Raw genomic sequence first — 26,706 nt, forward strand, 5'->3', positions numbered from 1 at the left:
GTCCTTAATTCCGCAACGGCTTGCCGGTCAGCAACATATGCTCGACCCGGGCCATGGTGCCTTCATTGCGGACCAGCCGCATGAAACCTTCGCGTTCCATTTCAAGCATGTCGTCTTCGGACAGTTCTTCGGTGACGTCGGTATCGCCACCGGCCAGAACCTTGGCCAGTTCCCCGGCCACGACACGGTCGTAATCGGTGGCCTTGCCAAGACGGTGGAAACCATCGACGGCCATTTCAAACGCCACACGGGCACTTTCACCGGGCAGGCGATAGGTGAATTCTTCGGGCGCTTCATAGTCCTCAACCATCGAAAGGGCGCGTTCCTTGGCATCGGCCAGCAACCGGTTGCGGTTCATGGTGATGCCATCTGATTCGCGGAAAAACAGGTTTTCCTTGGCTTCCATTGCCGATTTGGCAACGGTCGCGACCGAGATGATTTCAAACGCCTTGGCACTTGGGGCCATCGGGCCTTTGACGAATTTCGGATTTTCCGTCCAGCGACGGATCATTTCCTTACATCCGCCCCATGCCGGGATCAGGCCAACACCGGGTTCAACCAACCCGATATAGGTTTCGCCGTGCGCCTGAACCGCGTCACAATGAAGCAAAACCTCACAGCCGCCACCAAGGGCAAGACCACTTGGCGCGCCAACAACCGGGAAGGGTGAATATTTAAGCGCCTTATAGGTTTCCTGACCGGTTTCAACCAGATTCTCAATCTCCGGCCATGCGGCGATATTGGCGGCAAACAATGCCAGACCAAGGTTCGCCCCGGCCGAGAAATTGCTGCCTTCGTTATAGATCACCATCGCCTTGAACTGCTTTTTAACAGTCCGGATCGATGTTTTGATCGCACCAAGCACGTCGGCATCAAGCGCGTTCATTTTGGTATGGAATTCAAGACAGGCAACCCCATCACCAATATCCCAAAGCGATGCGGCGCGGTTCCCGGCAACCGGTTCGGATTTGCGTTTGATGTCTTCAAGCAGGATGACGCCATCCGGGCGGGTGACGGCGGCATATTTCCCGTCAAAGCCAAGATAGAAAAGCTGTCCGTCGTCGACCTTATAGAACGATTTGCCCGCCGCCCTTTTAAGCAATGGCGGGACGTCAACGCCGTCTTCCTCAAGCATCGCAATCAGCACATCAACGCCAATGGCATCAATCAGCTCAAACGGGCCGGTTTTCCATGCATAGCCCAGCTTCATCGCATCATCGACATCGACAATCGAATTGGCCGCAACCTCGGCGATGAAGGCGGCATAGGCAAGGGTTTTGCCCATGACAGCGCGACCATATTGGCCGCCCTTATCCGTGGCTTCCATCATTTTACGCGGGTCTTTGCCTGCGGCACGCACGCTTGAAACACGGGCTTTTTCGGATTTGGAAAATTTACCGGTTTGCAGATCGACCGATTCTTTTACCTTCTCGCCACCGTCGCGGTTCAGGCGGTAAAAGCCGCCCTTGCCCTTGCGCCCGGTATAGCCATCGGCAATCAGGGTGCTGACCAGTTCACTTTCGCGGTAAATGGCGTGGAACGGATCGGATTTATCGAGCGCACCCGCCATGCTGGATTGCACATGGGGCATCAAATCAAGACCCACCAGATCCATCAGGCCAAACACCCCGGTTTTGGGAATGCCAAATGGACGGCCAATGACGCTGTCGGCTTCTTCGACGGTCAGTTTGCGGTCCATGGCCTCGACCATGGCGGCCTGAATCCAGTAAACACCCAGACGGTTGGCGATAAAGCCCGGCTCATCGTGGCAGGTCACACAGGTCTTGCCGAGTTTGCGATCGGCAAAATCGGCAACCATGTCGATCACGCCATCACGGGTCGCATCTGATCCCACCAGTTCCAGCAAACGCATATAGCGCGGCGGGTTAAAGAAGTGGGTGATGATGAAGTCCTGCGCGAACGTCTTATCCATCCCGTCAATCAGGGTGGCGAGCGGAATGGTCGAAGTATTTGACGAAATCACCGATCCCTTGGCACGGACGGCATCGATTTTACGATACAGGTCCTGCTTGATATCAAGGCGTTCAATAACCGCCTCGATGATCCAGTCACATTTGGCAATTTTATCAAGGTCATCCTCGATATTGCCGCACGTGATCAGTTTGGCGACCCGTTTGGACATGAACGGGGCCGGATCGGTTTTCAGCATTTTGGCCACCGCACCCTCGGCCACCGCATTGCGGTTTTTGGCCCCGTCGGGAACGATATCAAGCAGCAGGACCGGGGTCCCGGAATTGGCGATATGGGCGGCAATCGACGCCCCCATAACACCGGCGCCGATCACGGCAACCTGTTTGATGTCTGATGTTACGTTGGGCATTACATCGCCTCCAGAATGGTCGCGATCCCCTGACCCCCGCCAATGCATTGCGATGCAAGGGCGTATTTGCCGCCATCACGTTTGAGGATGGCTGCGGCCTTACCGACAATACGGGCCCCCGTGGCACCCAGCGGATGACCAAGGGCCAGCGCACCGCCGTCGATATTGACCTTTGCCCCATCCAGACCAAGGTCGGAAATGCTGGCCATGGCTTGGGACGAGAACGCCTCGTTCAGTTCGGTGACATCAATATCGCTTGCTGAAAGGCCAGCACGCGACAGGGCCTTTTTCGAGGCACCCACCGGGCCAATGCCCATGATTTCCGGAAGGCACCCATCAACCGCAACCGATTTGATCCGCGCAAGCGGGGTCAGGCCGTGTTTCTTTGCATAGTCTTCCGAGCAGACAAGAACCGCCGACGCCCCGTCGGTCAGCGGCGAAGACGTGCCCGCCGTCACAACACCATCAGCCTTGAATGCTGGTTTCAGGTCGGCAAGACTTTGCGCGGTGGTTTCAGCGCGGATACAGCCATCTTCGGAAACAACACCGTCCTTGGTCTGGATCGGGATGATTTCATCGGTGAATTTGCCAGCCGCCTGTGCGGATGCAGCCCGTTTGTGGCTTTCAACCGCGAAGGCTTCCTGATCGGCGCGCGACAGGCTGTATTTCGCCGCAACATTTTCGGCCGTATCGCCCATGCCCATATAGGCCTCGGGCATTTCCTTATACAAATCCGGGTTGGGCAACGGGTTAAAGCCCATCATCGGCACGCGCGTCATGCTTTCGACACCGGCACAGATAAAGACATCCCCGGCACCCATCGCGATGGCACCCGCCGCCTGATGGATCGACTGCATCGATGACCCACAGAACCGGTTGACGGTAACCCCCGCGACCGAGCGCGGCAGGTCGGCCAAAAAGGTCACCAGACGGGCAACGTTAAAACCCTGTTCGCCTTCGGGAAAGGCACAGCCAAGGATCAGGTCTTCGATGTCTTTGGGATCGATCCCGGTCTTTTCGACCAGACCTTTGACAACCTGTGCCGCAAGATCGTCAGGACGGACCTTGGCAAGAGCCCCTTTGCGGGCGGGGGTAAAGGGTGAGCGGACATATCCGGCAATTACGGCGTTGGTCATGGCGATGTCTTCCTTCCTGAGCTGTCCTCTGTCCGGGTATCATTACGAAACCGGTTCGAGTCCTTTTTCTTCAAGCGCATCAATCGATTGTTGTTCGATGTCGCGCAGTTCATCCAATGTGACGTCCAGGGCCTGGCGTTGTTCTTCCAGATCCGAAATCCGTTCCCGAACCCGGCCAAGCAGCATTCTGATCTGCTCTGACTGGGTGGGGTCCGCGCCATAGAGATCCAGATAATCGGCGATCTCGCGCAGGCTGAACCCCAGTCGCTTGCCGCGCAGAATGATCAGCATCTTGGCGCGATCCTGCCGGGTATAAACCCGTGTGGTGCCTGCACGTTGCGGATTTACGAGCCCCTTTTGTTCGTAAAACCGGATGGTGCGTGGCGTGATGCCAAGATCAGCGGCCAGTTCCGGCACGGTGTAAAACCGGTCGTCTAATTTCGTCATGTTCTCGCCCCCATGGTACCTATTTTTCACTTAACGTCAATTAGTTTACGTTAACGTCACATTGATTTTTTCTCTGTGTGTGATGTGACGTTAACGCATTGAATTTATTGACGTGTCCCCCTCACGTTTTAGGCGCTCTTCCTCAACCAGCTCTTTTTTCGACAATTTGCCGACCATGGTTTTGGGAAGTTCTTCACGGATTTCAATCTCGCGCGGCATCTCGATTCTCGAAATCTTGTCATCCAGAAACGCGCGCAAATCTTCGGCCGTAATATCGGTGACACCATCTTTCAGACGGACAAATGCCTTTGGTGCCTGCCCACGATAGGGATCGGGCACCCCGATGCAGGTGACCTCGGCGATCTGTTCATGCAGATAAAGGGCTTCTTCAATCGCGCGCGGATAGACGTTGTATCCACTACACAGGATGACGTCCTTTAACCGGTCGACAAGGAAAGTGTATCCATCCTCATCCTGATAGCCGACGTCGCCAGTCCGCAGCCAACCGTCGACAAAGGTTTCCTCGGTGGCTGCTGCATTTTGCCAGTATCCCGGCATAACTTGCGGCCCACGCACGCACACCTCGCCCTTTTCACCCAGTGGTACGGGTTGAGCATGGTGTTCTAACGAACGAATTTCGATTTCAGCCCCCGGCATGGCCAGACCGATTGAACCTTCCTTGTTGACCCCTTTGACCGGGTTACAGGTGCAAACCGGGCTGGCTTCGGTAAGGCCGTATCCTTCAACGACTTTCGATCCGGTGATTTCCTCAAACCGGTGTTTAACCTCAACGGGAAGCGGCGCACCGCCTGAAATGCAGCATCGAATGTGTGACAGATCGTGTTTGGGGGTTTCTGGCGAATTGTTGATGGCGGTATAGATCGTCGGAACACCCGGAAAGATCGTTGCCCGCTTTTTATCGAGCGCCTTAAGCAAGGCATTAAGCTCAAAGCGGGGTTGAAGAACAAGTTCTGACCCCATGTTGACCGATGTGTTAAGGGCCACGGTCATGGCAAAAACATGAAAGAACGGCAGGACACACAATGTGACCTCATATCCGGGATTGGCGTCGGGCATCCAGCGGGTCAGCTGATCAACATTGGCACTGAGGTTCGCATGGGTCAGCATCGCCCCCTTGGGACGACCGGTGGTGCCGCCGGTATATTGGAGTACTGCCAGATCATCGACCACGATATCGGCCGCCGTATCAATTGGCTTGCAGCCAATAACACGATCATAGGCAATATGGCGCAAATCGGTCGGGACGTCGGCCAGTTCACTGCGTTTAAACAGTGAAAACAGAACGCTTTTGATCGGGGGCAGAATGTCGCTCATTTCGCAAACGACAATCCGTTTTAGACAGGTCTGATCCAGACAGGCCGCGACCTTGGGATAAATCTGTTTAAGGTTCAGGGTCACCATCAGGCGACAGCCGGAATCCTCGATCTGATAGGCGATCTCGCGCTTTGCATACAGCGGATTGAAGTTGACCACCACGCCGCCGCATTTCAGGATCGCGTAATAGCACACCACATAATACGGCGTATTGGGCAGGCACAGCCCAACCTTGTCGCCTTTGCGGATGCCAAGCTGTTTGAAACCTTCGGCGGCGCGATCAATCTGATCCTTGATGGTTTTGTAATCATAAATCCGACCCAGAAAATCAATACAGGGACGATTGGGAAAACGTGCTGCAGCCCGGTCGAAAATCTCATGAACCGGGCAGGTGTAAACCGGCGAGCTTACGTCAACGCCATTGATCAGGGTCGGGGATTCTTGAACGTTCATCTGGTTCATTCGCGTTAACTCCATTACGTTAACGTCACTTTACGGGCAAAAAAAACGGGCCCGGTCGGGGCAGCATCCGCTCCCCCGCACCGAACAGTATAGCAGATCAGAACTTGAAGTTCGCCTGCAGGGCGATGATGTCGACGTGGGCCTCGTAATCGGCTTGGAACGTGCCGAGCGTCGAGGTCGTGTGGTCAACGCGCGCTTCATCCGCAAAGATATGAGTGTAGCCGAGGCTGACCATTGCCCAATCGGAAACCTGATAAGAGGCTCCCAATGATGTCCAGTACCTGTTGGAGTCAGGGAGGCGTACGTTGCGGTACTGGGTTTTGATGGGCGTTTCGTCAAATGCAATACCACCGGTAAAGGCCCAATTCTCATCATATTTGTAGCGGGCACCAAGCGATCCGAACCACGCACTTCCCCATTTATATTCATCAGAACTGGAATTGGAGGTCGCAGCGGCAGCGTTCGTCAAACCATCAAATTTGAAGGTTAATGTGTCAATCGTGTTCCAATTGGTCCACTGCGCATCTGCCATTACAGTCCATTGTTCGTCTAGCTTCTGAGCGATGCCAAACGTAACTGACTCGGGGGTTGAGACGGTTGCTGTTGCATTTCTATCTACATAAGGTGCTGCAAAACCTTCCGCAGCGCTGTCGAAATCGATTTTACCTTTTAGGTCGTGTTCAACTTCGGAAACATAAGACAGACCAAATGTCGTAGATGGGGTCATCTCCCAGTTGATGCCCGCAGTCCAGCCATAATCAAGGGAGTCCCCGCTAACTTTGCTACTGCCTTCGCCTGCGCCAGCAAGATTATCTACAGCTTTTGAAAGTTCTGCATCCATATACTGGATTTGCGGTCCTGCACCGATCGACAAACCATTATCAAAACGATATGCCAACACAGGCTTCATATTGATGGTCTTAATCGAGGAAGTCGTGCCGTAAAACCGACCTGCGAAGTCACCCTCGTAATCCGTTACAAGGCCCCACGGCGATGTAATGGACATTCCCAGATTCAATTGATCATTGAGCTTCCAGACAGCATGTGCGTTTGGGACGATAGCGTCATTTGCCATATCCTCGTCGCTTGGACTGCTAAAGCTTTGCGTATTGTTTAGCGTGCCGCCGGATGCAGATACATTTTTTGCCTTGGCAACAGGCCGAATGACGGTGACACCCGTACTGTAGGTCGTTTCTTTATATTGACCAACGGTGCCGGGGTTATAGGACATCGTGGACGCATCGGTAGAGAGCGTCGACATACCCGCAAAACTCGAACCCTGCAGCGTGCCACTGGTTTCGCGGACCTGAAAGCCTGATGCCTGTGCGGTGCTGGCGGTGGTGAGGGCACATAGAAGTGCGGTACCCGATGCCGCCCCCCAGAGGCAGCCTTTCTTGAACTTGGACATAAAGTTTCTCCCTTAATCGTAAAACGCTTTAATTTCTGTGACCAAAGCGCCCGCTGTCATTCTTGAAGGGCAATCGCATCGACCCGAACAAAATCGATGTCGTAACCCTTTCTTTTAAAACTGGTTTTAAGAAGATATCCGTCGCTGCCATACCAAAGGTCGCGTTCGACATCGCCGGACATTTCGTAATGGGTCGCCGGTGTTTCCCGGTTTTCGATCCTCAGTTTTTCGTCGCCGACCTTTGTGGTTTGCACCGCATAAGGTTCGGCGTTGATGACGCTATAGAGATGCGATTTGGCGGTGACGTCTTCAAGCCACAAGGTCAGTGGCCAGGCGCCGTCACAGGCATTGCGCTTCCCGACACCTTTTCCGGCAACATCATAGCAATCTGCCTGATAGTCCGCCTGATAGTCCGCCTGATAGGTGTAGTGTGTGCCGTCATCATTGGTGGTGGTTTTGACCGATACCAGTTGATTGCCGTGCCATTGCTCGGTCCGCTGGTGGTCATAGTGGAATTGAAGAAACAGCACCCGGACATCGGTCAGGGTTTCAACCTCAACCGTGCGGCCATTTGCCGTTTGGGTGATGTCGACTTTCTCATAGCCAATCGGTTCCCCGTCCTTAAGAACGCGGAAATTCAGGATGTCACCAGCATAAGCCGATGGCGCCATAAGAAGGGCGACAGATCCTGTCGCCAAAGCCGATACGGTGCGTTTTAAGACGCGGTTCCGCATGGTGTTCCCCTGTAGAACAGATCAGTCCAGCATGGACGATAGTTTCGCCGCAACTCCCATGGATCCCTTGATCTTGAGCTTGCCCATGGTGAAGGCCAGCATCGGATCGAGTTTTCCGTTGATCAGTTTTTCGAGGTTGGCTTTTTTGATTTTCAGAATGCAATCCGCATCCGACAGGTCATCATCGGTGATTTCCGGCTCATCACCGGTGGCATCGACCACAATCTGACCGTCATCGCCGCAATCAAATGCGACAACAGCATTCAGTCCGCGCAACTGCGGCAGTTTCTGTTTTACAGTTTCGAGGATGTCATCCACGAACGCCTCCCTCTTAAAGACGGTGTTTTTTTATGATTGTGGCTCAACTGTAACGGAATGTGACGTTAACGTAAAACAAATTACGATAGAGGGAGGAATATAACGAATAGAGCTTTGAAATTTAACAATTTTAAGATGAAAAACATCCAGCCCGGAATGCAAAAAAGCCCGGCATTGCCGGGCTTTTGAAACATAAATAGCCGTCATGTAATCTGATCAGGGGGCCGCGTGATTACGAGACAATCTGCCACGATCCATCAGGCTGCATACAGGCCGTGCCATAGCTTTCCTGTTGTTTTCCGCTGATGACGGTGGTCGCGGTATATTCGCGGCAATAACGGCCTTCGCTGGTTTCCCAACTGCGTTGCGGGACCATCTGATATGGTTGGCCCGACTCCGGATTGCGCCAATGCACCGATTGCCCGTCTGGAACCTGCTTCAGGGCATAACCGGTACAGGCACTGTCGGCCTGATCAAGGTTCTGACCAAGGGCATACCCACCCAATAGGCCAAGAATGGCGCCGCCAATCATTGCGGCATCCCGTCCATCACCCTTACCAATAGTTGATCCGAGTGCGGTGCCAGCACCCCCGCCAACAATCGCGCCAATCACATCGCGGTTACAGCGCAGGAAATTGCCGTCCGGAACAAACAAATCCCCCCGGCTCGTGCGATAATCACGGTCGTAGTGCCGCTTATGGCCATGCTTTGAGGCATGCTTGTCACGGTACCCGTGTGCGGGGGCCCAAGGTGGCGGGTCGGCCTTTGCTGCTGAGGGCATGGCGACCGGTGCCGAGAGACTTATGGCTGTTGCCACCAGAATGATCTTCTTGATCATTTTCGGGCCTCTTCGTTTTCATGCATGATGTAACCGACACCTGTGCCGACCGCCCCGCCAATCACCGTGCCGCAGGTAACACACCCGCCGGTAAGCACGGTTCCGACCGCACCGACACCCGCACCAATTGCCGCACCGCTTAGCATTTTCTGATTACGGTCATTCAGGCCGCTACAACCCGAAAGGCCCAGCGCACCTGCAAGGACGACGATCATGGCTGTCTGTCGCATTTTCGATACCCTTCCCGTTTGTTTTAACCCGTGTCATTGCGACAGGCTGAACCAGAATTGGGAACAGGGTTGGGCGCCTTTGCGCGGAAAATCGGGCAGATAAGGCGATCCAAAGGCAAAACACATCAAGTGTTTGAATTGGCGAATTTTTTAGGAAAAAGCCGATGGGGCCAGATGCATGAAACGTCAAATGTGCCGCGTAAAAGGGCGTTTTGATTGTCAAAGCAACACTTTGAACCCTGCTTTACAGTCGATGACAGGGGGACATGCTTATGCATGATCCGGCGCTTCATTTCCGTTGAAACGGTTCAGCCAAAAAGATAGCTTTGCGGTCAATTAAAGCTGACAGCACGTCGCGATACATCGCGGGACAAAGTGCCCGCACCATTTAAAGGAAACGTCATGAGCTTTGCGGCGTGGTTGTCGGTTGCAACCATCTGTGTTCTTGGGGCAATGACACCGGGGCCAAGTTTGGCGGTTGTGTTGCGCTATTCGGTGGGGCAATCGCGACAGGCCGGTTTTGCCTGTGCGCTGGCCCATGGGGTGGGCATCGGGTTTTATGCCGTCATCACCATGACCGGTCTTGGGATCCTGTTTCAAACCGTGCCGGTGTTTCATAATGCGGTCAGCATTCTCGGCGCGCTATATCTGATCTGGCTTGCCATCAAGGCATGGCGTGCGGCCGGGTCGGGGGAAAAGTTCAATGTCGAAGGAGCCGGGCAACTGTCCGGGTCGTTGACGCAGGCCGCACGCGACGGGTTCATGATCGCGTTTCTTAATCCCAAAATCGCGCTGTTTTTCCTCGCCCTGTTTAGTCAGTTTGTATCGCCGGAATTTGAATGGGGCGGTAAGTTCCTGCTGGCTTTTACCGCCGCTGCGATTGATGCGGGCTGGTACTGTCTGGTGGCGATCGGGCTTTCGCATGGCGCGGTTCTGCCATGGTTGCGTGACCACGCATCATGGATTGAACGCATCATTGCGGTTTTGTTTGTTATCGTCGCCCTGCGTGTTCTGTGGGGGGTGGTTTTATAAGCTCCATGCATGACGCACGGACCGTGATGCAGGGCCTTGAGGCAGGCTGATATCACGCTGTTTCTGTTCCTGTCCCCGGTGCGGTGATGCTCAAATTTCCAAAAAGTTCTTGATTTGTTCTTTTGTTTGTGACATAAGGGACAAATCAACAGGAAAAAACCGCCTGCACCGCACCCCGCAAGACATCATGTTTTGCGGGTTTTTTGCGTTTGGCCGCATCTCAGGGAGACAGACGATGCAAGGAATTTCGGGTCACAGAAAGATCACGTCGGCACAATCGATCAGCTTTAACACACAGCGCATTCGGCTCAGACCGCAGGGTCAAGACCATTGCCAAGACCGTTTCCAGAACCTGTTGCATTCAATCTGTGCAAGCCAGTATGGTCATGCGCGCCACCCTTCGACCTTACCCGGATCATCCCTGATCCAGACGGAGCCCCCCGATGACTGACAAAACTGCCCCCACGGATGAACCGCAAAATAATGCCGGGCGCGGGTTTCATCGCCTTGGTGCCCATATCGGGTTTTTGATCGCGATCCTGCTTCTGGCAGCCAATATGCGCGGCAGCATTGTCGGTCTTGGCCCGCTGGCCGAGATTATCGGCACCGACCTTGCCCTTTCGGGAACCCAGCTTGGTCTGTTAACGACCTTGCCGGTGTTGAGTTTCGGGGTTTTGTCGATCTTTGCCCCCCGGCTGGGGCAAAAATTCGGGCTTGAGGCAACCTTGCTTGCGATGCTGTTTTTCATCGCCATCGGGCAGGGGCTGCGCGCCAGTGGATCCTATGACATCATGGTGGTCGGCACGATCATTTTGGGGGCGGCGATTGCCGTCTTGAATGTTCTGACGCCGTCGTTGGTGCGTCGAAGCTTTCCGACCCGTGTCGCACTGGTGACAGCACTTTACACGTTTACCATGTCGACCGGGGCGACCGTTGCGGCGTTTATTTCCATTCCGATCCGCAATGCGGCCGATGGGGATTGGCGCTGGTCACTTGGGATTTGGGCGGTGTTTGCGGCAATTGCCTTTATCTGCTGGCTGCCGATGTTGCGTTATCGCCATAAGGCGGTTGTACCGGCATCTCTGGTCAAAATATCGTTGTGGAAAAATGTCGAAGCCTGGTGGCTGGCCCTGTTTTTCGGGTGCCAGTCCTTGATGTTTTATACCGGCACGGCATGGGTGGCCAAGGTCTTCATCGACAGCGGTATTTCCGAGGCCGAAGCCGCAACGCTTCTGACTTTGTTTAACGTGTTTGGCATTCCGGCCGCCTTTGCCGCCCCGCTGATCTATTCGAAGTTCCGCAATAAAAAACTGGCCATGCTGTGCCTGCACATTCCCTTGATCATTGCCGTGCCCGGCTTTGTTTTTGCCACGACTGAATTGCCGTATCTTTGGGCGGTTTGTCTTGGCCTTGGTCAGGGCAGCATGATCAGTATTGCCCTGACACTGGTTGGGATGCGCGGGGCGGACCCGCAAACCTCGGCCCGTCTTTCCGGCATGGCCCAGTCGGTCGGTTATTTGTTTGCGGCCATCGGGCCGGTTTTGTTCGGGGCGCTGCATGATCTTTTGGGCGATTGGCAGGTTGCCCTTTACTTCCTGTTTGTCGTGGTTGCAATCCAGATATGTGCCGCGATGCGCGCCGGATCGCCCGAGAAAATTGGCGGATCATAAAACCGCGCACTGAGTGACCAGAGATAAAACACCCCGGCATGAGTTGACACCATGCCGGGGTGTTTTGATGTGTGTGACAATCATCACAAGGTGTTCTTGACTTGCATTCGCAACAAGCATATAGAATGCAAATCATTATCAATTACATTAGAAACAAACAAGGAGTTTGCGATGCCCCACATCGCAGCCAGACCGTCAAGAGACGACAAATCCGGCGCGGTCAAATACATGCAAGTCAGCGAGTTGATGGGGGATGATCGGGAAATCATCATTATTCATCAGGGGGATGAATATCACCTGCGCCTGACATCGAATAACAAATTGATCCTTACGAAATAACAGCGTCAGTCGACGCAATCCTTCTCACATCACGCCTTCCGCCAGCCAGCGCGCCAGTGCCCTGCACAAGCCAGCCAGCCAGCCAAAAAATGGTCCAAAGCTGCCTTACAGGGGAACATCATGGTTCGAACGACTTCTGCGCGCCTGCTTATGGCGACGGTATCCATGCTTGCGCTTTGCGTTTCAGCGCACGCACAGGAAACCACCGACGAAACACCAAAAACAACCGTCGATCAGACATCCGATGACGCGGCGCAATCCGTGCGGGAAACGACAATTGTGCTGGATGCGATTTCGGTCACGGCCAGCAAAACAGGCACATCGGTGATTGATGCCCCGGCATCGATTTCCATTGTCGATCAGGAAGAACTCCAACGCCGTCAGCCAGATAATCTTGGCGATATCCTGCGCGGGATGCCCGGTGTCGAGGTTTCTGGTGGGCCACGCAGCACAGTTCAGATGCCGATCATTCGCGGCCTGACAGACAACCGGGTTGTCATCCGGGTCGATGGGGCGCGGGCAAATCTGAATGTCGGGCACAAAGGCGGGTTGTTTATTGATCCTGAGGTCATCAAGCAGGTCGAAGTGTATCGCGGCCCGGCATCGACCATGCAGGGGACGGGCGCACTTGGCGGTGTGCTGGCTTTAACAACAGTCGATGCCAACGACATGCTTGAGCCGGGGCAGAATATCGGTGCGCGCGTCAAAGCTGGTTATACCTCTGTGGATCACGGGATGACATGGAACGGCATGGCGTATGGTCGCCCGACCGACAATTCCGACATTCTTGTCAGTGTGACGCGCAAGAACACCGACGATTTCGAGGCCGGTAACGGCGAAGAGCAACCCTATACCGATGATGATTACATCAATGGGTTATTCAAGGCCGGGCTTGATATCAATGATGTCAGTCGCCTGACCCTGTCGCTTCAAAGATATAGCGATGATCATGAATTACCCTCTGCACCCGATGGTACCAGCACCTCCAACCTGACGGACCGCGAAAGTACTCAGACCACGGCTGTTGTTGGGTATGAATACGATGACAGTGCCAATGACTGGGTCGATGCAGAAGTCCGGCTGTATGGCATGGACAACGACATCCATGAAGTCCGCATCAGTGATGGTCGCGACGACCGGCGCGAACTTCAGACAGTTGGTCTGGAAGGCAGCAACACCGTCCGTTTTGATCTTGGCGGCGGGGAGCTTTTCACAACGGTGGGCGGCGAGGTTTTCCGCGACAGTCAGGAAGGGCGTCGCGATGGGGAGCCAACACCGGGTTGGTTCCCGGATGCGGAAATGCTGATTTCCGGTGTTTATATCGACAACACCTATGCGGTGACCGAGCGCCTCGAACTCGGCGCAGGGGTTCGGTTCGATTCCTTTGATCTTTCGGCAGATGGACAGGAAGACCGTACCGATCAGGCCGTTTCCCCACGCTTCTCGGCCAGCTATCGCGTGACAAGCTGGATGCAGCCTTATGTCAGCTATGCCGAAGCCTTTAACGCCCCGACACTCAATCAGCTTTATAATGACGGGCTCCATTTCTCGATGGGGCCGGGCAATAACAACTTCTTTGTCCCGAACCCGAACCTTGATGCCGAAACGGCGAAAACCTGGGAATTTGGGACAAACTTCAAGGCCGATGACCTGATCGTTGGCGGCGATGCCGTGCGGGCAAAGGTTTCGTACTTCCGCAACAAGGTCGAAGATTACATCGAACAGTCGACCGACATTGCCGGGGGAACGACAAGCAGCAGCAACTTGCCAGAAGCCGAAATCAAGGGCTTTGAGGCCGAGTTGACCTATGACACCGGTGTTGTTTTTGCGGGTCTTGCCGCAGCCCGTATTCGCGGCGAAAACGCGCGAACCGGTGAATATCTGTCCAATATTTCTGGCGATAAGGTTTCGGTTTCCGGTGGATACCGCTTTGTCGACGAGGGTGTCGAAGTCGGCGGTCGTGCCAACATGGTTGACGCACAAAACCGTGTTCCCGATGACGAGGATGAGCGCGATGGCTATGCGACGTTTGATCTATTTGCCAATTGGCATGCGGATGAGGTCGTCAACGGTCTGACTGTTAATTTCGGTGTCGATAACATCCTCGATCAGAAATATCGCACCAGTGCCGCGACCCTGTATGAGCCGGGCCGCAACGTCAAAATTTCCGCAAGCATGAAATTCTAATCACCGCCGATCAGACGATGCCGCCTCTGCATCGTCTGATCTTTAAGGAGGTACTTAAACGCCATGACACAAAACAATTTTAAAACAGCCGATGAAGCCTGGTCGGCATTCTCTGCCGGTGAGGCAAAAGGCTATGCGGTCGATATCGCCGCCGAACTTGGTTTGACCGAGGGCGAACTGGTTGCCGCAGGCATTGGGCAGAACGTTACGCGTCTTGATGCGGACTGGGGCGATCTGATTTCCCGGTTGGAAGAACTGGGCGAGGTCAAGATCCTGACCCGCAACGTCAATGTTGTGCATGAAAAAACCGGTACGTTTGGCAAGGTCAGTATCAATGGCGAAATGGGCCTTGTGCTCAATGGTGATATTGACCTGCGCCTGTTTCTGGGGCGTTGGGGGCATGGGTTTGCGGTTGAAACCCATAATCCGCGCGCTGGGCGTCGGCGGAGTTTCCAGTTCTTTGATCACGATGGCACGGCCATTCACAAAGTCTTTTTGACCGGACATTCCAATGAAGCTGCCTATGACACTCTGATTGCCGATTTCAAGGCAGAAAATCAGATGCCGGGTATTGAGACCTTGCCACCACTTCCCGAACAGGTGACCCGCAAGGATGGGGATGTTGATGTCGAAAACCTGCGGGCCCACTGGCGCCGCATGACCGATGTCCATCAGTTCCATGGTTTGTTGAAAGATTTCAATGTTGACCGTCAGCAGGGCCTGCGACTGGTTGGCGAAGAATTCGCCGAACGGCTGAGCAATGACGCGCTTAAAGCCCTTTTGGAAACGGCTGCCAAAAGCGATCTGTCGATCATGGTGTTTGTCGGCAACAGCGGCGCCATTCAAATCCATACCGGGCCGATCAACACCATTCGTGAAATGGGTGACTGGATCAACATCATGGATCCGAGTTTTACCCTGCATTTGCGGATGGATTTGATTGCAGAAGCCTGGCTTGTGCGCAAACCGATCCGCGAAGGTCAGGTGACCACGGTCGAGCTGTATGACGCAGAGCTAAACAATTTCGTGATTTTCTGTGGTGAGCGCAAACCCAAGGACCCGGAAAATCCCGATTGGCAAAAACTGGCCGAAGGCCTGCCGCGCTATTCATCAGCAGCGGCCAAAGTGGCGGAGTAACTCATGCGCGCGATTTTTGGATTTACGCTGGCCGTCATCGGGTTGATTGGCTTGTGCCTGCCGGCATTTTCGGCTGAGCAGCCCCAACGTGTGATCACGGTGGGCGCACCTGCGACCGAGATTGTCTTTGCCCTTGGGGCAGGCGACAGCGTGATTGCGACCGATACCACAAGTACGCGGCCAGACCCGGTGCCAAGTTTGCCCAAGGTCGGCTATATGCGACAACTGGCAGCAGAGGGCATCATCAGTCTGAAACCCGATGTGATTGTTGCGGTGGAAAAGTCCGGTCCCGACCCGGTGTTACAGGAGCTGACCGATCTTGGCATCAAGATCGTCAAACTGCCGTCGCTTGATCGGATGGAAAACCTGCCCGATGCGATTGCCATGGTGGCAGAAGCCCTGGGGCGTCAGGATGAAGCGGCCCTTTTGACCAAACAGGTGAACGACGATATTGCCAGTCTGGCCAGCCTTGCCACCAACGATCACCCAAGCATCGTTTTCTTGATGGCGGTCGGTCATGGCAAGCCGCTTTCAGCCGGGAAAAACACAACCGCAGCTGAAATCATCGATTTGATTGGCGGGCGCAATACCATGGCCGCGTTTGACGGTTTTAAACCGGTGTCATCGGAAATCATTGCCGCAGATACATCGGATTATGTTTTGGTCGCCCAATCAACGATCGATCAGTTGGGCGGAATTGACGGATTGAAAAACCATGCGGTTCTCGGCCTGAACAAGGCCGTGGAAAAGGGCCATGTCCTGACTGTGTCGTCGTCGACGATTTTGGGGTTTGGTCCGTCATCGGCATCGGAAATCCGGGCTTTGGCGACGTCTTTGCATCAGGCTGAACAGGCACAGTGAGCGGCGTGAAGAAGATGGTGGCATCGCCTTGGATGCACATACCAATCAATCGGTCCGTCATGGTTCTGATGTTTCTGGCATTGGGGCTGTTGGTGGTGACGGTGATATCGCTGGGGACGGGTGGTGCCCCGATTGATCTGGGCGATGTCATCCATCACATCCTGCACCGCATGGGTTTGATGGGAACGGGGATTGAGGAATTTGATGCCCGTGTCCTTGATCATTTGCGGCTGCCTCGGATTCTGCGCGCGATTGTCATCGGGGCGGGACTTGGCCTTGCGGGTGCGGTGATGCAAAGCCTGTTTCGCAATCCGATTGCCGATCCGGGCATCATCGGGGTTTCGGCCAGTGCCGCCTTTGGCGCGGTGGCGATGATTGTTGCCGGTCATATTATTCTGGGCAGCTATTACCCAATTGTTGGGCCCTATGGGGTGCCGGTTGCGGCCTTTGCCGGGGCTGTTTTGGCGACCGGGGTGATCCGGGTTTTATCGCGTCAGGACGGGCATACCGATGCGGCGATCATGTTGCTGATTGGGGTGGCGATTAATGCCATTGCCTTTGCCGGGGTGGGTGTTTTCACCTATATGGCCGACGATGCCCAGTTGCGCAGTCTGACATTCTGGCAAATGGGCGCACTTTCGGGCAATGGACCGGCGGATGGGCCGGCTTTGCTGATCATAGCCCTTGGTGCGGGATATCTTGTCAGTCTGGGGACGTCGCTGAACCTGTTTTTACTCGGCGAGGCCGAAGCCCGCCATCTTGGGGTCGAGGTTGAACGTCTTAAACGCCGGGCGACCGTGGTGACCGCATTGGTCGTCGGGGCGGCGGTGGCGGTATCGGGGATTATCGGCTTTGTCGGGCTGGTTGCCCCCCATCTGGTGCGCTTGGTCACTGGGCCCGATAACCGTTATGTCCTGCCCGCCTCGGCGATTTGCGGGGCGGCGGTCCTGACCGGGGCGGATGCGGTCGCCCGGATCATTGTTTTGCCTGCTGAACTGCCGATTGGGCTTGTCACCGGGATTGTTGGCGGACCGTTTTTCCTGGGCCTTTTGATGCGTGAAAAGAAAAGGCGGCGGATATGACCCTGACGGCGCACAACATCAGCTTTTTGGCGCGTGGCCGGTATTTGTTGCGCGATATTTCCGTTTCATTGGTGCCCGGCGAGGTTCTGGCGATTTTGGGGCCAAATGGGGCGGGGAAATCGACCTTGTTAAAGGTCCTTGCCGGTGAACACGGCGTTGCCCACGGGACAGTCACCCAGAACGGTCGCGATGTGTCAAAGCTGCCCGCGCTGACACTGGCGCAGGAACGTGCGGTGATGCCACAAGCAACATCAATGACATTCCCCTTTGCCGTGCGCGATGTCGTGGCCCTTGGCCGGTCGCCGTTTCGCAAGATATCAACGCGCAAACATGATCAGACACTGGTCGAACGGGCGATTGCCCTTGCCGATATCGGGCATCTGGCAGACCGTGCCTATCCGGCGTTGTCGGGTGGGGAAAAACAACGCGTCCATCTTGCTCGGGCACTTGTGCAGGTCTGGGGGATGGATGGGGATCACGCCCCGGTCGGGGCAAGCGGGGCAAGATTCCTGTTACTTGACGAGCCGACATCGGGACTTGATGTTTCTCATCAGCATGCCTTGCTTTCGGTTGCGCGGCGCGAAGCCCGCCAGAACGGGGTGGGGGTTTTAATGATCCTGCATGATTTTAATCAGGTCACAGCCTATGCCGACCGGGTTGCTGTTTTGCAGGGTGGGGAAATGGTCGCGCAAGGAGCGGTTCAGGACGTCATGACCCCCGACTTGCTTTCGACTGTTTTTAAAAGCCCCATCCGGGCCATCCCCGATCCAGATGGTCCAGATGGTGGGGCTGTGCTGGTCAGTCAGGCGGCATCGGGGTGAATGTCGCGGGCTTCTTCAGCCAGTTGCTTTAAGGCGGCCAAAACATCCTGCGTTGCGTTTTCCATCTGGGCAAAGGCCGTTTCGGCGGCGTCCTGATCGCGATTGGCAAAGGCACGAAGGGCCGCGTGGGCGGCTGCATGTTGGGCTTCGTGCGGGGCGCGGACGGCCGCAAATCCGGGCAGTTTGCGGAAGGGGTCGGCAGCGGGGCTGTCATACCATTTGCCAAACCGGCAGGTATCTGCGGCCCCCATGTCAATGGTATCGGCGGCGGTCAGTCCGGCAAGAACTTCGGCGACGGTTTTGAAATAAACCGCATGTTCGGCCCGCGCACTTCGGATGGTGCGGTTGGGGATGTCATATTGCACCAGTTCGGCAACCTGTTTATCGATCAGGCCTTCGACCTCGCCAACGGTTTCAATGGCCGACCTGATCGCGCTGACCTGACCGCCGGTTTGATTGGCAATGCCGGTGATGCCATCGCGCACGGCATCGGTTGCGATGTTTTGTTCGCCCAGAATATTGGAAATATCGGCGATGCGCTGGGTGGTGTCTTCCATTTTGGTGCCGATTTCGCCCATTTCGCGGGCAACTTCCCCCATGACATCCTGCCCGCGTGATACCGCATCGGTGCCAAGGTTCATGGCATCGACAATGCCATCTGTTTCGCCCTGAAGATTGGCAATGCGTTCGCGGATGCTTTCGGTGGCACGCGCGGTTTGCTGACTTAGGGCTTTGACCTCGTTGGCAACCACGGCAAAGCCCTTGCCGGCTTCGCCGGCGCGGGCGGCCTCGATGGTGGCGTTAAGCGCAAGAAGGTTGGTTTCCGATGCGATGGCTTCGATCTGTTCAACGATTTCGCCGATTTTTTGCGATGCCTCGGCCAGAACATCGACCCGTTTGGACGCATCGCTGACCGCATGGGCGATTTCGTCCATGCTTGAAACGGCTTCGCGCACGGTTTCCTGTCCGGTGCGGGTGACTTCGATGGCATCTTGGGCATTTTCCGCAGCAACCTTGCCATTTTCGGCAATGTTGCTGATGCCTGATACCATCTGATCGACGGCGGCCGAGATTGATTGCGCGCGGCGGTCAACATCCTCGATGACATTCATCATCCGGGCATTGGAAATCGCACTTTCATTAATCGCGACCGATAAATCCATGGTGCGATCGAGTTGCTGATCGGCAAAGGCATTTTCCGACGTGGTGTGGCGGTTGTGCGCACTGGCATCGCAATAGGCCGTCAGGGTCAGTTCGATATCAAGCAACATCACCGATGTCAGGGACGTGACGATCCGGGCGGCATCCGATGCCCGCCAGCGGAATTTCAAAATGATGGTTTCAATCAGCGCATCGGTAACGGCGTTATAGGCCGCGATGTAAAGTTTCGGGGTAATGCCGTATTCTTCGTGGCGTTGACCAATTTCAATCGATTGGCGGACGAACGCGTCGTCAAGTTTGCCATCAAACAGGTTTTGCCAGTGGGTTTGCAGGCTGTTGGTGAGGTCTTTACGGACCGCGTCATCAATAACAGCCTGATGTGGGGAGGGGTTTTGCGAAATGATTTCGTAGAACTGCGCGGCCCGTGTTGCCGACCCACCCTGAACATCGCGAGATGCCTTGTGCAAAATCTCAAAGGTTGCGGGCAAAACATTGTAACGTTCAAGACGATCCTCGAGCAGCGACACAACCTGAACTCCCTTTTCCCCATGACAACCTGGCAGTTCTGCCAAGCCGCTTACCCGTCAGCCTTTTGATGGCTTGTTTAGGGTCTGAACCCAATATGTAAGCACAGGAACTGTAGGGTTCAGCGTTTCAATCGGCAATCTCTTTTACGGTCGCCTGTGAGGAGACCAGCGATTGTGGGCGGGTAAGCTGTTCCTGTTCAGTTTTGCAGGTGGCAAGTAACCAGTCGCGAAACGCCCGGACGGCAAAGTTGTTTTCCTTTTCCTGCGGATAAACAACGTAATAGGCATGATGGTTGGGGATTGAGACATCAAACGGGGCAACCAAGCGCCCGCTTTCAAGTTCTTCACGCACCAGAAATTCCGGCAAAAGAGCCAAGCCAAGCCCGGCAACAGCGGCCTGAATGACCATGTGGAAATGTTCAAACCGGGGACCGGCCAACTCATCAACCACGGCAACGCCAGTTGCAGCCAGCCAGTCCTGCCATGCGCGCGGACGGGTGGAATGTTGCAGCAATGTGCAATTGCGCACCCGTTCACGGGCAATGGGTAAATCGTCGTTTTCTTTCAGTATTTTGGGTGCACAGACCGCGATCAGGGTTTCGCCCATCAAGCGATGGGATTTGCAGCCCGGCAGATTGTCATCGCCAAAATGAATGGCGATATCGATGCCTTCGCGGTCGAAATTAAATTCGCGGGTCTGAGTGATCAGGTTTAGCTGAATATCAGGCCATGTGGCTTTGAAATCGCCCAAACGCGGCACCAGCCAGCGCGCGCCAAATGTCGGCAGTGTCCCGACCGTGAGCATCCCGCCCGCATCGGAATAGGCCATGACCTGCAAGGTTGCGGCCTCGGCCCGATCCAGAAGGTCGCGGACCTGTGCGGCGTAGGCTTCGCCCGCCGCGGTCAGTTTCAGGCGTTTTTTGATGCGGCGAAACAAATCCCGCCCGAGATATTCTTCGAGCGCACGGATTTGGCGGCTAATCGCACTTTGGGTCACGTTCAACTCTTCGGCGGCCCGGGTGAAGGAAAGATGGCGGGCCGAGCTTTCAAAAAATTGCAGGGCCGTTAAGGATGGCAGGACGCGACGCATGGGGCAGATTCCGGTTCATGACTAAATGGAATGATGTGGTGCGAATATATCGTTTGTTTGCTGTTCTTCCAAGGCGTACCGTTTTAAACGGTTCCAAGCCCCCGCGCGCCGCCAGATGAAGCGTTCGGGTCATGGGCCAGAGCGCATGATTATCGGGAATTGATAATTATTTGGAAGGAGAAACCCTTTCAAGAGCCTTTTTCGGTCATCCTGCGCATACTGAAACATAAAGAACGGCCAGAAGGCCTGCACAGTTTATCGGGTAGAAGGCGAGAATGGGTTCAGAAGCGCAAAATTACGATGTGATCATTGTCGGTGGTGCGGTTATTGGCAGTTCCATCGCATGGCATCTGACGGGCCGGGATGATTTCAAGGGCCGGGTTCTGGTGATCGAAAAAGATCCCAATTACGAATTTTGTTCGACCGCCTTGTCAGCCGCCTCGATCCGCCAGCAGTTTTCAACCCCGATCAATATTGAAATGTCGGCCTATGGCATTGATTTTTTGCGCAATCTGAAACGTGACCTTGATCCGGACGTCGACATTTCCCTGCATGAAAAGGGCTATCTGGTTCTGGCCACCGATGACGGGCGCGATATCCTGCGCCATAACCACGCCACCCAGACCGAATTTGGCGGCGATATTGTCTGGATGGAGCCCGATGAGCTGGCGGCCAAATACCCATGGATGACGACATCGGATTTGGCGGCGGGCTGTTGGGGCCGCACGGGCGAGGGGTGGTTTGATGCCTATTGCCTGATGCAGTCGTTCCGCAAACAGGCGCGCCGTCGCGGGGCGGAGTATATCGACGGTGAAGTGGTCGAGGTCCTGCGCGATGGTCATCAGATTACCGGTGTTGTCTTAAAAGACGGCCGTCGGTTTGGCTGTGGCCAGCTTGTCAATGCGGCGGGAACCGGGTGTTCCAAATTGGCCGGAATGGCGGGCCTTGAAATCCCGGTCGAGCCGCGCAAACGTTGCATTTTCGTGTTTGATTGCCGTGATGCGGCCGACATCAATGCCAGTTGTCCGATGCTGATCGATCCAAGCGGGCTTTATGTTCGGCCCGAAGGCGAATTTTTCATCACCGGCATCGCCCCGCCCAAGGAGCGCGACCCGGAATGCTGGGATTTTGACGTCGATCACAGCCTGTTTGACGACATCATCTGGCCCGGCTTGTATGAGCGTTGCGAACGGTTTGAAGCGATCAAGGTCATCAATGCCTGGGCCGGGCATTATGCCTATAACCTGCTTGATCAGAACGCGATTTTGGGCCGCCATACGGACGTTGCGAATTTCATTTTCGCCAATGGATTTTCCGGTCACGGGTTGCAGCAAAGTCCGGCAGTCGGGCGCGGGATTGCCGAACTGATTACAACGGGGGGCTATGAAACCCTTGATCTGTCGGTGTTTGGCTATCAACGCATTCGCGACAATGCGCCGGTGCTTGAGCTGAACGTAATTTAATTTAATTTAATTTAATTTAATTCGATTTCGTAACGATACTGCGAAATCAACCCTTTAACCCAAATGGCCGGAGCACGCCCCACATGCCCCGTGATGATCGCACCACAGAAGTAAACGCCAGCACCATGCTCCGTGATCGCAAGACAGGGTCGGTGTCGTCTGCTGTGCGCAATCTGCATCCGGTCTATCTGGATCGGGCGTTGAATGCCGAGGTCTGGGATGTTGATGGCAACCGCTATATCGATTTTGTCGGCGGGATCGGTGTTTTAACTGTGGGTCATCGCCATCCGGTCGTGATGGACCGGGTGGCAAAACAGTGCGACCGCTTTACCCATAGCTGCTTTAACGCGCTGCCTCATGAACCCTATGTTGCGGTGACCGACTGGCTGGCGGCCAATTGCCCGATTGAAGGTCCGGCAAAATCCATGCTGACCAATTCCGGGGCCGAGGCGATGGAAAACGCGCTTAAACTCGCGCGTGCCTTTACCGGGCGGACCGGGGTGATTGCCTTTGAAGGCGGGTTTCATGGGCGCACGCTTGCGACCTTGGCGCTGACGGGGAAAACCAAGCCTTATAAAACCGGGCTTGGCCCGCTTCCGGGGCCGGTTTGGCATTTGCCATATCCTTGCCCCGAAACCGGTATATCGGTTGCGGATGGCATGGCCGCCCTTGCCAAGCTGTTTTCGGTTTCGGCCGATCCCGGATCGGTGGGCGCCATTGTCATTGAGCCGGTACAGGGTGAAGGTGGTTTCCGTGCCTGTGACCGGGAATTTTTGATCGAATTACGCGCGTTTTGTGATGCCAACGGCATGGTTTTGATTGCCGATGAAATCCAGTCGGGCTTTGCCCGCACGGGTAAGATGTTTGCCATGGAATATGCCGGGGTGGCACCCGATATCCTTGTCATGGGCAAGGGGATCGGTGGTGGTTTTCCGTTGGCGGCGATCACCGGGGCGGAGGATGTCATGAGTGCGCTTGCGCCTGGTGGGCTTGGCGGGACGTATTCGGGCAATCCGGTGGCCTGTGCGGCGGCAACCGGGGTGTTTGATGTTTTGCGCGATGAAAAGATCCTTGTTCGCGCCAAACAGCTTGGCGAGAAATATGCGACCCATATTGCATGGTTGCGCGATCTGCCCGGCGGGCATGTGATCGGCAATATGCGCGGAATTGGCGCGATGCGCGCCTTTGAAATCATTGCAGATGACGGCACACCATCGGCCAAACGTCTGCAAACCTTGTTGCAACGGGCCCGTGCAAACGGGCTATTGTTAATGCCAAGTGGTGAACACGCCAATGTGGTGCGCCTGCTGGCACCTTTGACCATTCCGTTCGATCAGGTCGATGAGGCCTTTGCCATTATCGGCAAATTGTTGCCTGAACTGGCCGAAATTGCCGATTGAGCGGTCGGTGGTGATCACCAAAGAGTTTTAAAAGAAGGGAGTTTTACTGTGAGTTACACATCCATCCTGACCGAGCTTGGTCTGTCCGAGGCCGAGATTGCCAATGGCACGCTAAGTGTCCAGACCCCGGTTGACGGTTCGGAATTTGCGTCTGTTACCGAAACCACGCCAGCCGAAATGCTTGATGCCATCGGCAACGCCAAAAAGGCATTTGGCGCATGGCGTCAGGTTCCCGGCCCGCGCCGTGGTGAACTGGTGCGGATTCTGGGCGATGAACTGCGTGCGGCCAAGGAGCCACTGGGCCGTCTGGTCGCACTGGAATGCGGCAAGATTTATCAGGAAGGTCTTGGCGAAGTTCAGGAAATGATTGATATCTGCGATTTCGCGCTTGGCCTGTCGCGTCAGCTTTATGGCCTGACCATCGCGTCCGAACGTCCGGGCCACAAAATGATGGAAAACTGGCATCCGCTGGGCGTTGTTGGCCTGATTACCGCGTTTAACTTCCCGGTTGCCCCTTGGGCCTGGAACACCGCCCTTGCACTGGCGTGCGGCAATGCCGTGATCTGGAAACCATCGGAAAAAACCCCGGTTACCGCCCTTGCCTGTCAGAAGATCCTTGAAAAAGCGATCGCGAAATTTGGCGATGCCCCGGCCAACCTGCATCAGGTTGTTGTTGGGGATCGCGAAATCGGCGAAATCATGACCGACAGCCGGGATGTTTCGCTGATTTCGGCAACCGGTTCGACCCGTATGGGCCGTGAAGTTGCCCCGCGTGTGGCCCAGCGTTTTGGCCGCACCATCCTTGAGCTTGGTGGTAATAACGCCATGATCGTCACCCCGTCAGCCGATATCGATATGTCGGTGCGTGCGGTTGTGTTCTCGGCTGTTGGTACCTGTGGTCAGCGCTGCACGTCCTTGCGTCGCCTGATTGTCCATAAGGACGTTAAGGACCAGTTGCTTCCGAAAATCATTGCGGCCTATAAATCGGTCAAAATCGGTGATCCGCTTGCCGATGGTGTGCTGGTTGGTCCGCTGATCGATGAAGACGCTTATACCAACATGCAGGCCGCCCTGACCAAGGCCAAGGCAGATGGTGGGACGGTGCATGGCGGTGAACGCACGCTTGAATCTGAATATCCCGATGCGTTCTATGTCACCCCGTCGGTGGTTGAAATGCCCGGCCAGACGGACACGGTGAAGCATGAGACCTTTGCGCCGATCCTGTATGTCATGACCTATGAGACGCTTGAAGAAGCCATCGCGCTTCAGAATGACGTGCCGCAGGGCCTGTCATCTTGCATCTTCTCGACCGATTTGCGCGAAACCGAATTGTTCCTGTCCTCGGTCGGGTCTGATTGCGGGATTGCCAACGTCAATATCGGCCCGTCGGGTGCGGAAATCGGCGGTGCGTTCGGCGGTGAGAAAGAAACCGGTGGCGGACGCGAGTCTGGTTCGGACGCATGGAAAGGCTATATGCGCCGTGCGACCAACACGATCAACTATTCCCGTGAGCTGCCGCTGGCGCAGGGGATTAAATTTGATATCTGATCGCGTGTCTGATCAGGTTTGATTACAGAAAACCCCGCTGGTTTCCGGCGGGGTTTTTGTTTGGGCGGAAGCGCGATAGAATACGACATGTGACATCGCAAACAGAGGCCCAACCATGAGCAAGGATTCAAGGACGGTAGATGAAGATTATCAGGAATGGCAAGTAAAGCTGATCGCTGAACGCTTACAAAGCATTGAGGAAGGCACTACGTCGATGGTGTCGCATGACGATGTTGTGGCGATGTTTGAGCAACGGTTTGCTGACAAGCAAACCCGATGAATTCTGAACAAGAAAAAAGCGGCCCCCGAAGGAGCCGCTTTCTTTAATTCTGTCTCAAAGCGTAAGGCTAATTAGCCCGCTTTGGAGAAACGTTCTGCGACATATTCCCAGTTTACCAGGCTGTCGAGGAACGCTTTGACGTAGTCAGGGCGCGCGTTGCGGTAATCGATGTAATAGGAGTGTTCCCAAACATCACACCCGAGCAGCGGGGTCTGACCGTGGACCAGCGGGTTTTCCGCATTCGGGGTTTTGGTCACAACCAATTTGCCCGATTTGTCCATTGCCAGCCAGCACCAGCCCGAACCGAACTGGGTGACACCGGCCTGTACGAAGGCTTCTTTGAAGGCATCGACAGAGCCGAAATCTTCGACGATTTTCTTTTCCAGTTCACCCGGAAGGTTGCCGCCGCCATTTTTCTTCATCATTTTCCAGAACTCGATATGGTTCCAGTGCTGGGCAGCGTTGTTGAAAAGACCGGCTTTGGCCGCGTCACCATAGGAAGCAACAACGACTTCTTCGAGTGACTTGCCTTCAAGGCCCGACCCTTCGAGCAGCTTATTGCCATTCACAACATAGGCGTTGTGATGTTTGTCATGGTGAAACTCAAGGGTTTCAGCCGACATGACGGGTGCAAGCGCGTCGTGTGCATACGGAAGTGCTGGGAGTTCAAATGCCATGATACAGTTCCTCGACTTTCATTATTGGTCTGTGCGGTAACGCAACATATCCCTTTTTGCGCGCTGGGTGAAAGTTAAATTCCCGTGCAACCTGTTGTAAACCTTTGTTGCGGGCTTTCATCCTCGCGGCAAAGAAGATGTCTGTGGCCTTTATCTAGGACAACAGCGCTTTAATGCAATGT

Annotated in this window: 24 protein-coding genes; 12 read left to right on the forward strand and 12 right to left on the reverse strand. The window is 54.9% G+C overall.

The window, feature by feature from the left end; all coding sequences use genetic code 11:
* Positions 1 to 4 precede the first annotated feature (4 nt).
* From AMM48_RS08715 to AMM48_RS08755, 9 genes are all read right to left on the reverse strand, one after another.
* Positions 5 to 2,341, reverse strand: a complete 2,337-nt coding sequence (locus tag AMM48_RS08715) for a 3-hydroxyacyl-CoA dehydrogenase/enoyl-CoA hydratase family protein (protein ID WP_102783700.1) — start codon at positions 2,339 to 2,341, stop codon at positions 5 to 7.
* A complete protein-coding gene (locus AMM48_RS08720; RefSeq protein ID WP_102783701.1) occupies positions 2,341 to 3,477 on the reverse strand; it encodes a thiolase family protein in 1,137 nt (378 codons plus the stop codon). Before AMM48_RS08720 ends, AMM48_RS08715 begins: the two co-directional genes overlap by 1 nt.
* Before the next feature lie 42 nt (positions 3,478 to 3,519).
* On the reverse strand, positions 3,520 to 3,924 hold the full coding sequence (locus AMM48_RS08725) for a MerR family DNA-binding transcriptional regulator (protein WP_101301784.1): 405 nt from the start codon (positions 3,922 to 3,924) through the stop codon (positions 3,520 to 3,522).
* Positions 3,925 to 4,014: 90 nt separating this feature from the next.
* On the reverse strand, positions 4,015 to 5,721 hold the full coding sequence (locus AMM48_RS08730) for a long-chain fatty acid--CoA ligase (RefSeq protein WP_102783702.1): 1,707 nt from the start codon (positions 5,719 to 5,721) through the stop codon (positions 4,015 to 4,017).
* Positions 5,722 to 5,818: 97 nt separating this feature from the next.
* Positions 5,819 to 7,129 carry an outer membrane protein transport protein gene (locus AMM48_RS08735; RefSeq protein ID WP_102783703.1) on the reverse strand — a complete coding sequence of 437 codons (1,311 nt, stop codon included), beginning with the start codon at positions 7,127 to 7,129 and terminating at the stop codon, positions 5,819 to 5,821.
* 56 nt (positions 7,130 to 7,185) lie between these two features.
* On the reverse strand, positions 7,186 to 7,863 hold the full coding sequence (locus AMM48_RS08740) for a DUF6134 family protein (protein WP_102783704.1): 678 nt from the start codon (positions 7,861 to 7,863) through the stop codon (positions 7,186 to 7,188).
* A gap of 21 nt (positions 7,864 to 7,884) precedes the next feature.
* On the reverse strand, positions 7,885 to 8,181 hold the full coding sequence (locus tag AMM48_RS08745; protein WP_022732788.1) for an SCP2 sterol-binding domain-containing protein: 297 nt from the start codon (positions 8,179 to 8,181) through the stop codon (positions 7,885 to 7,887).
* 232 nt (positions 8,182 to 8,413) lie between these two features.
* Complete coding sequence (locus AMM48_RS08750) at positions 8,414 to 9,019, reverse strand: RT0821/Lpp0805 family surface protein (RefSeq protein ID WP_102783705.1); 606 nt, start codon at positions 9,017 to 9,019, stop codon at positions 8,414 to 8,416.
* Positions 9,016 to 9,249 carry a hypothetical protein gene (locus AMM48_RS08755; protein ID WP_102783706.1) on the reverse strand — a complete coding sequence of 78 codons (234 nt, stop codon included), beginning with the start codon at positions 9,247 to 9,249 and terminating at the stop codon, positions 9,016 to 9,018. Before AMM48_RS08755 ends, AMM48_RS08750 begins: the two co-directional genes overlap by 4 nt.
* Positions 9,250 to 9,651: 402 nt before the next feature.
* Between AMM48_RS08755 and AMM48_RS08760 the strand changes: the two genes are divergently transcribed.
* The 8 genes from AMM48_RS08760 (at position 9,652) to AMM48_RS08795 (ending at position 18,378) form a co-directional block, all read left to right on the forward strand.
* Positions 9,652 to 10,281, forward strand: a complete 630-nt coding sequence (locus AMM48_RS08760; RefSeq protein ID WP_102783707.1) for a LysE family translocator — start codon at positions 9,652 to 9,654, stop codon at positions 10,279 to 10,281.
* Between the two features lie 443 nt (positions 10,282 to 10,724).
* Positions 10,725 to 11,951 (forward strand): MFS transporter, encoded by a 1,227-nt coding sequence (locus AMM48_RS08765; protein ID WP_102783708.1) that lies wholly within the window; start codon positions 10,725 to 10,727, stop codon positions 11,949 to 11,951.
* Between the two features lie 171 nt (positions 11,952 to 12,122).
* Positions 12,123 to 12,290, forward strand: a complete 168-nt coding sequence (locus tag AMM48_RS08770; protein WP_022732783.1) for a hemin uptake protein HemP — start codon at positions 12,123 to 12,125, stop codon at positions 12,288 to 12,290.
* A gap of 120 nt (positions 12,291 to 12,410) precedes the next feature.
* Positions 12,411 to 14,477 carry a TonB-dependent hemoglobin/transferrin/lactoferrin family receptor gene (locus AMM48_RS08775; protein ID WP_102783709.1) on the forward strand — a complete coding sequence of 689 codons (2,067 nt, stop codon included), beginning with the start codon at positions 12,411 to 12,413 and terminating at the stop codon, positions 14,475 to 14,477.
* 63 nt (positions 14,478 to 14,540) lie between these two features.
* Positions 14,541 to 15,614: a ChuX/HutX family heme-like substrate-binding protein gene (locus AMM48_RS08780; RefSeq protein WP_102783710.1), complete on the forward strand. Its 1,074-nt coding sequence runs from the start codon at positions 14,541 to 14,543 to the stop codon at positions 15,612 to 15,614.
* 3 nt (positions 15,615 to 15,617) lie between these two features.
* Positions 15,618 to 16,475 (forward strand): ABC transporter substrate-binding protein, encoded by an 858-nt coding sequence (locus AMM48_RS08785; protein ID WP_102783711.1) that lies wholly within the window; start codon positions 15,618 to 15,620, stop codon positions 16,473 to 16,475.
* Between the two features lie 32 nt (positions 16,476 to 16,507).
* Positions 16,508 to 17,557, forward strand: a complete 1,050-nt coding sequence (locus tag AMM48_RS08790) for an iron ABC transporter permease (protein WP_102783825.1) — start codon at positions 16,508 to 16,510, stop codon at positions 17,555 to 17,557.
* Complete coding sequence (locus tag AMM48_RS08795) at positions 17,554 to 18,378, forward strand: heme ABC transporter ATP-binding protein (RefSeq protein ID WP_102783712.1); 825 nt, start codon at positions 17,554 to 17,556, stop codon at positions 18,376 to 18,378. Before AMM48_RS08790 ends, AMM48_RS08795 begins: the two co-directional genes overlap by 4 nt.
* Here the strand turns inward: AMM48_RS08795 and AMM48_RS08800 are convergent.
* Both AMM48_RS08800 and gcvA read right to left on the reverse strand, forming a co-directional pair.
* On the reverse strand, positions 18,360 to 20,066 hold the full coding sequence (locus tag AMM48_RS08800) for a methyl-accepting chemotaxis protein (RefSeq protein ID WP_158246444.1): 1,707 nt from the start codon (positions 20,064 to 20,066) through the stop codon (positions 18,360 to 18,362). The two genes, AMM48_RS08795 and AMM48_RS08800, sit on opposite strands and share 19 nt — an antisense overlap.
* Positions 20,067 to 20,193: 127 nt before the next feature.
* Complete coding sequence (gcvA, locus tag AMM48_RS08805) at positions 20,194 to 21,156, reverse strand: transcriptional regulator GcvA (protein ID WP_240626388.1); 963 nt, start codon at positions 21,154 to 21,156, stop codon at positions 20,194 to 20,196.
* 275 nt (positions 21,157 to 21,431) lie between these two features.
* On the opposite strand from gcvA, the gene AMM48_RS08810 reads away from it, so the two are divergent.
* The 4 genes from AMM48_RS08810 (at position 21,432) to AMM48_RS22165 (ending at position 25,847) form a co-directional block, all read left to right on the forward strand.
* Positions 21,432 to 22,619 (forward strand): FAD-dependent oxidoreductase, encoded by a 1,188-nt coding sequence (locus AMM48_RS08810; protein WP_102783714.1) that lies wholly within the window; start codon positions 21,432 to 21,434, stop codon positions 22,617 to 22,619.
* 83 nt (positions 22,620 to 22,702) lie between these two features.
* Complete coding sequence (locus AMM48_RS08815; RefSeq protein ID WP_102783715.1) at positions 22,703 to 24,019, forward strand: aminotransferase class III-fold pyridoxal phosphate-dependent enzyme; 1,317 nt, start codon at positions 22,703 to 22,705, stop codon at positions 24,017 to 24,019.
* Positions 24,020 to 24,067: 48 nt separating this feature from the next.
* Complete coding sequence (locus AMM48_RS08820) at positions 24,068 to 25,567, forward strand: aldehyde dehydrogenase family protein (protein WP_102783716.1); 1,500 nt, start codon at positions 24,068 to 24,070, stop codon at positions 25,565 to 25,567.
* A 115-nt stretch (positions 25,568 to 25,682) separates the two neighbouring features.
* A complete protein-coding gene (locus AMM48_RS22165) occupies positions 25,683 to 25,847 on the forward strand; it encodes an addiction module protein (RefSeq protein WP_158246445.1) in 165 nt (54 codons plus the stop codon).
* 71 nt (positions 25,848 to 25,918) lie between these two features.
* Here the strand turns inward: AMM48_RS22165 and AMM48_RS08825 are convergent, their stop codons facing one another.
* On the reverse strand, positions 25,919 to 26,524 hold the full coding sequence (locus AMM48_RS08825) for a superoxide dismutase (protein ID WP_022732770.1): 606 nt from the start codon (positions 26,522 to 26,524) through the stop codon (positions 25,919 to 25,921).
* Positions 26,525 to 26,706: the final 182 nt, after the last annotated feature.

Source organism: Thalassospira sp. GB04J01 (assembly GCF_000751115.1).
In the GTDB taxonomy this organism is placed as follows: Bacteria; Pseudomonadota; Alphaproteobacteria; order Rhodospirillales; family Thalassospiraceae; genus Thalassospira; species Thalassospira lucentensis.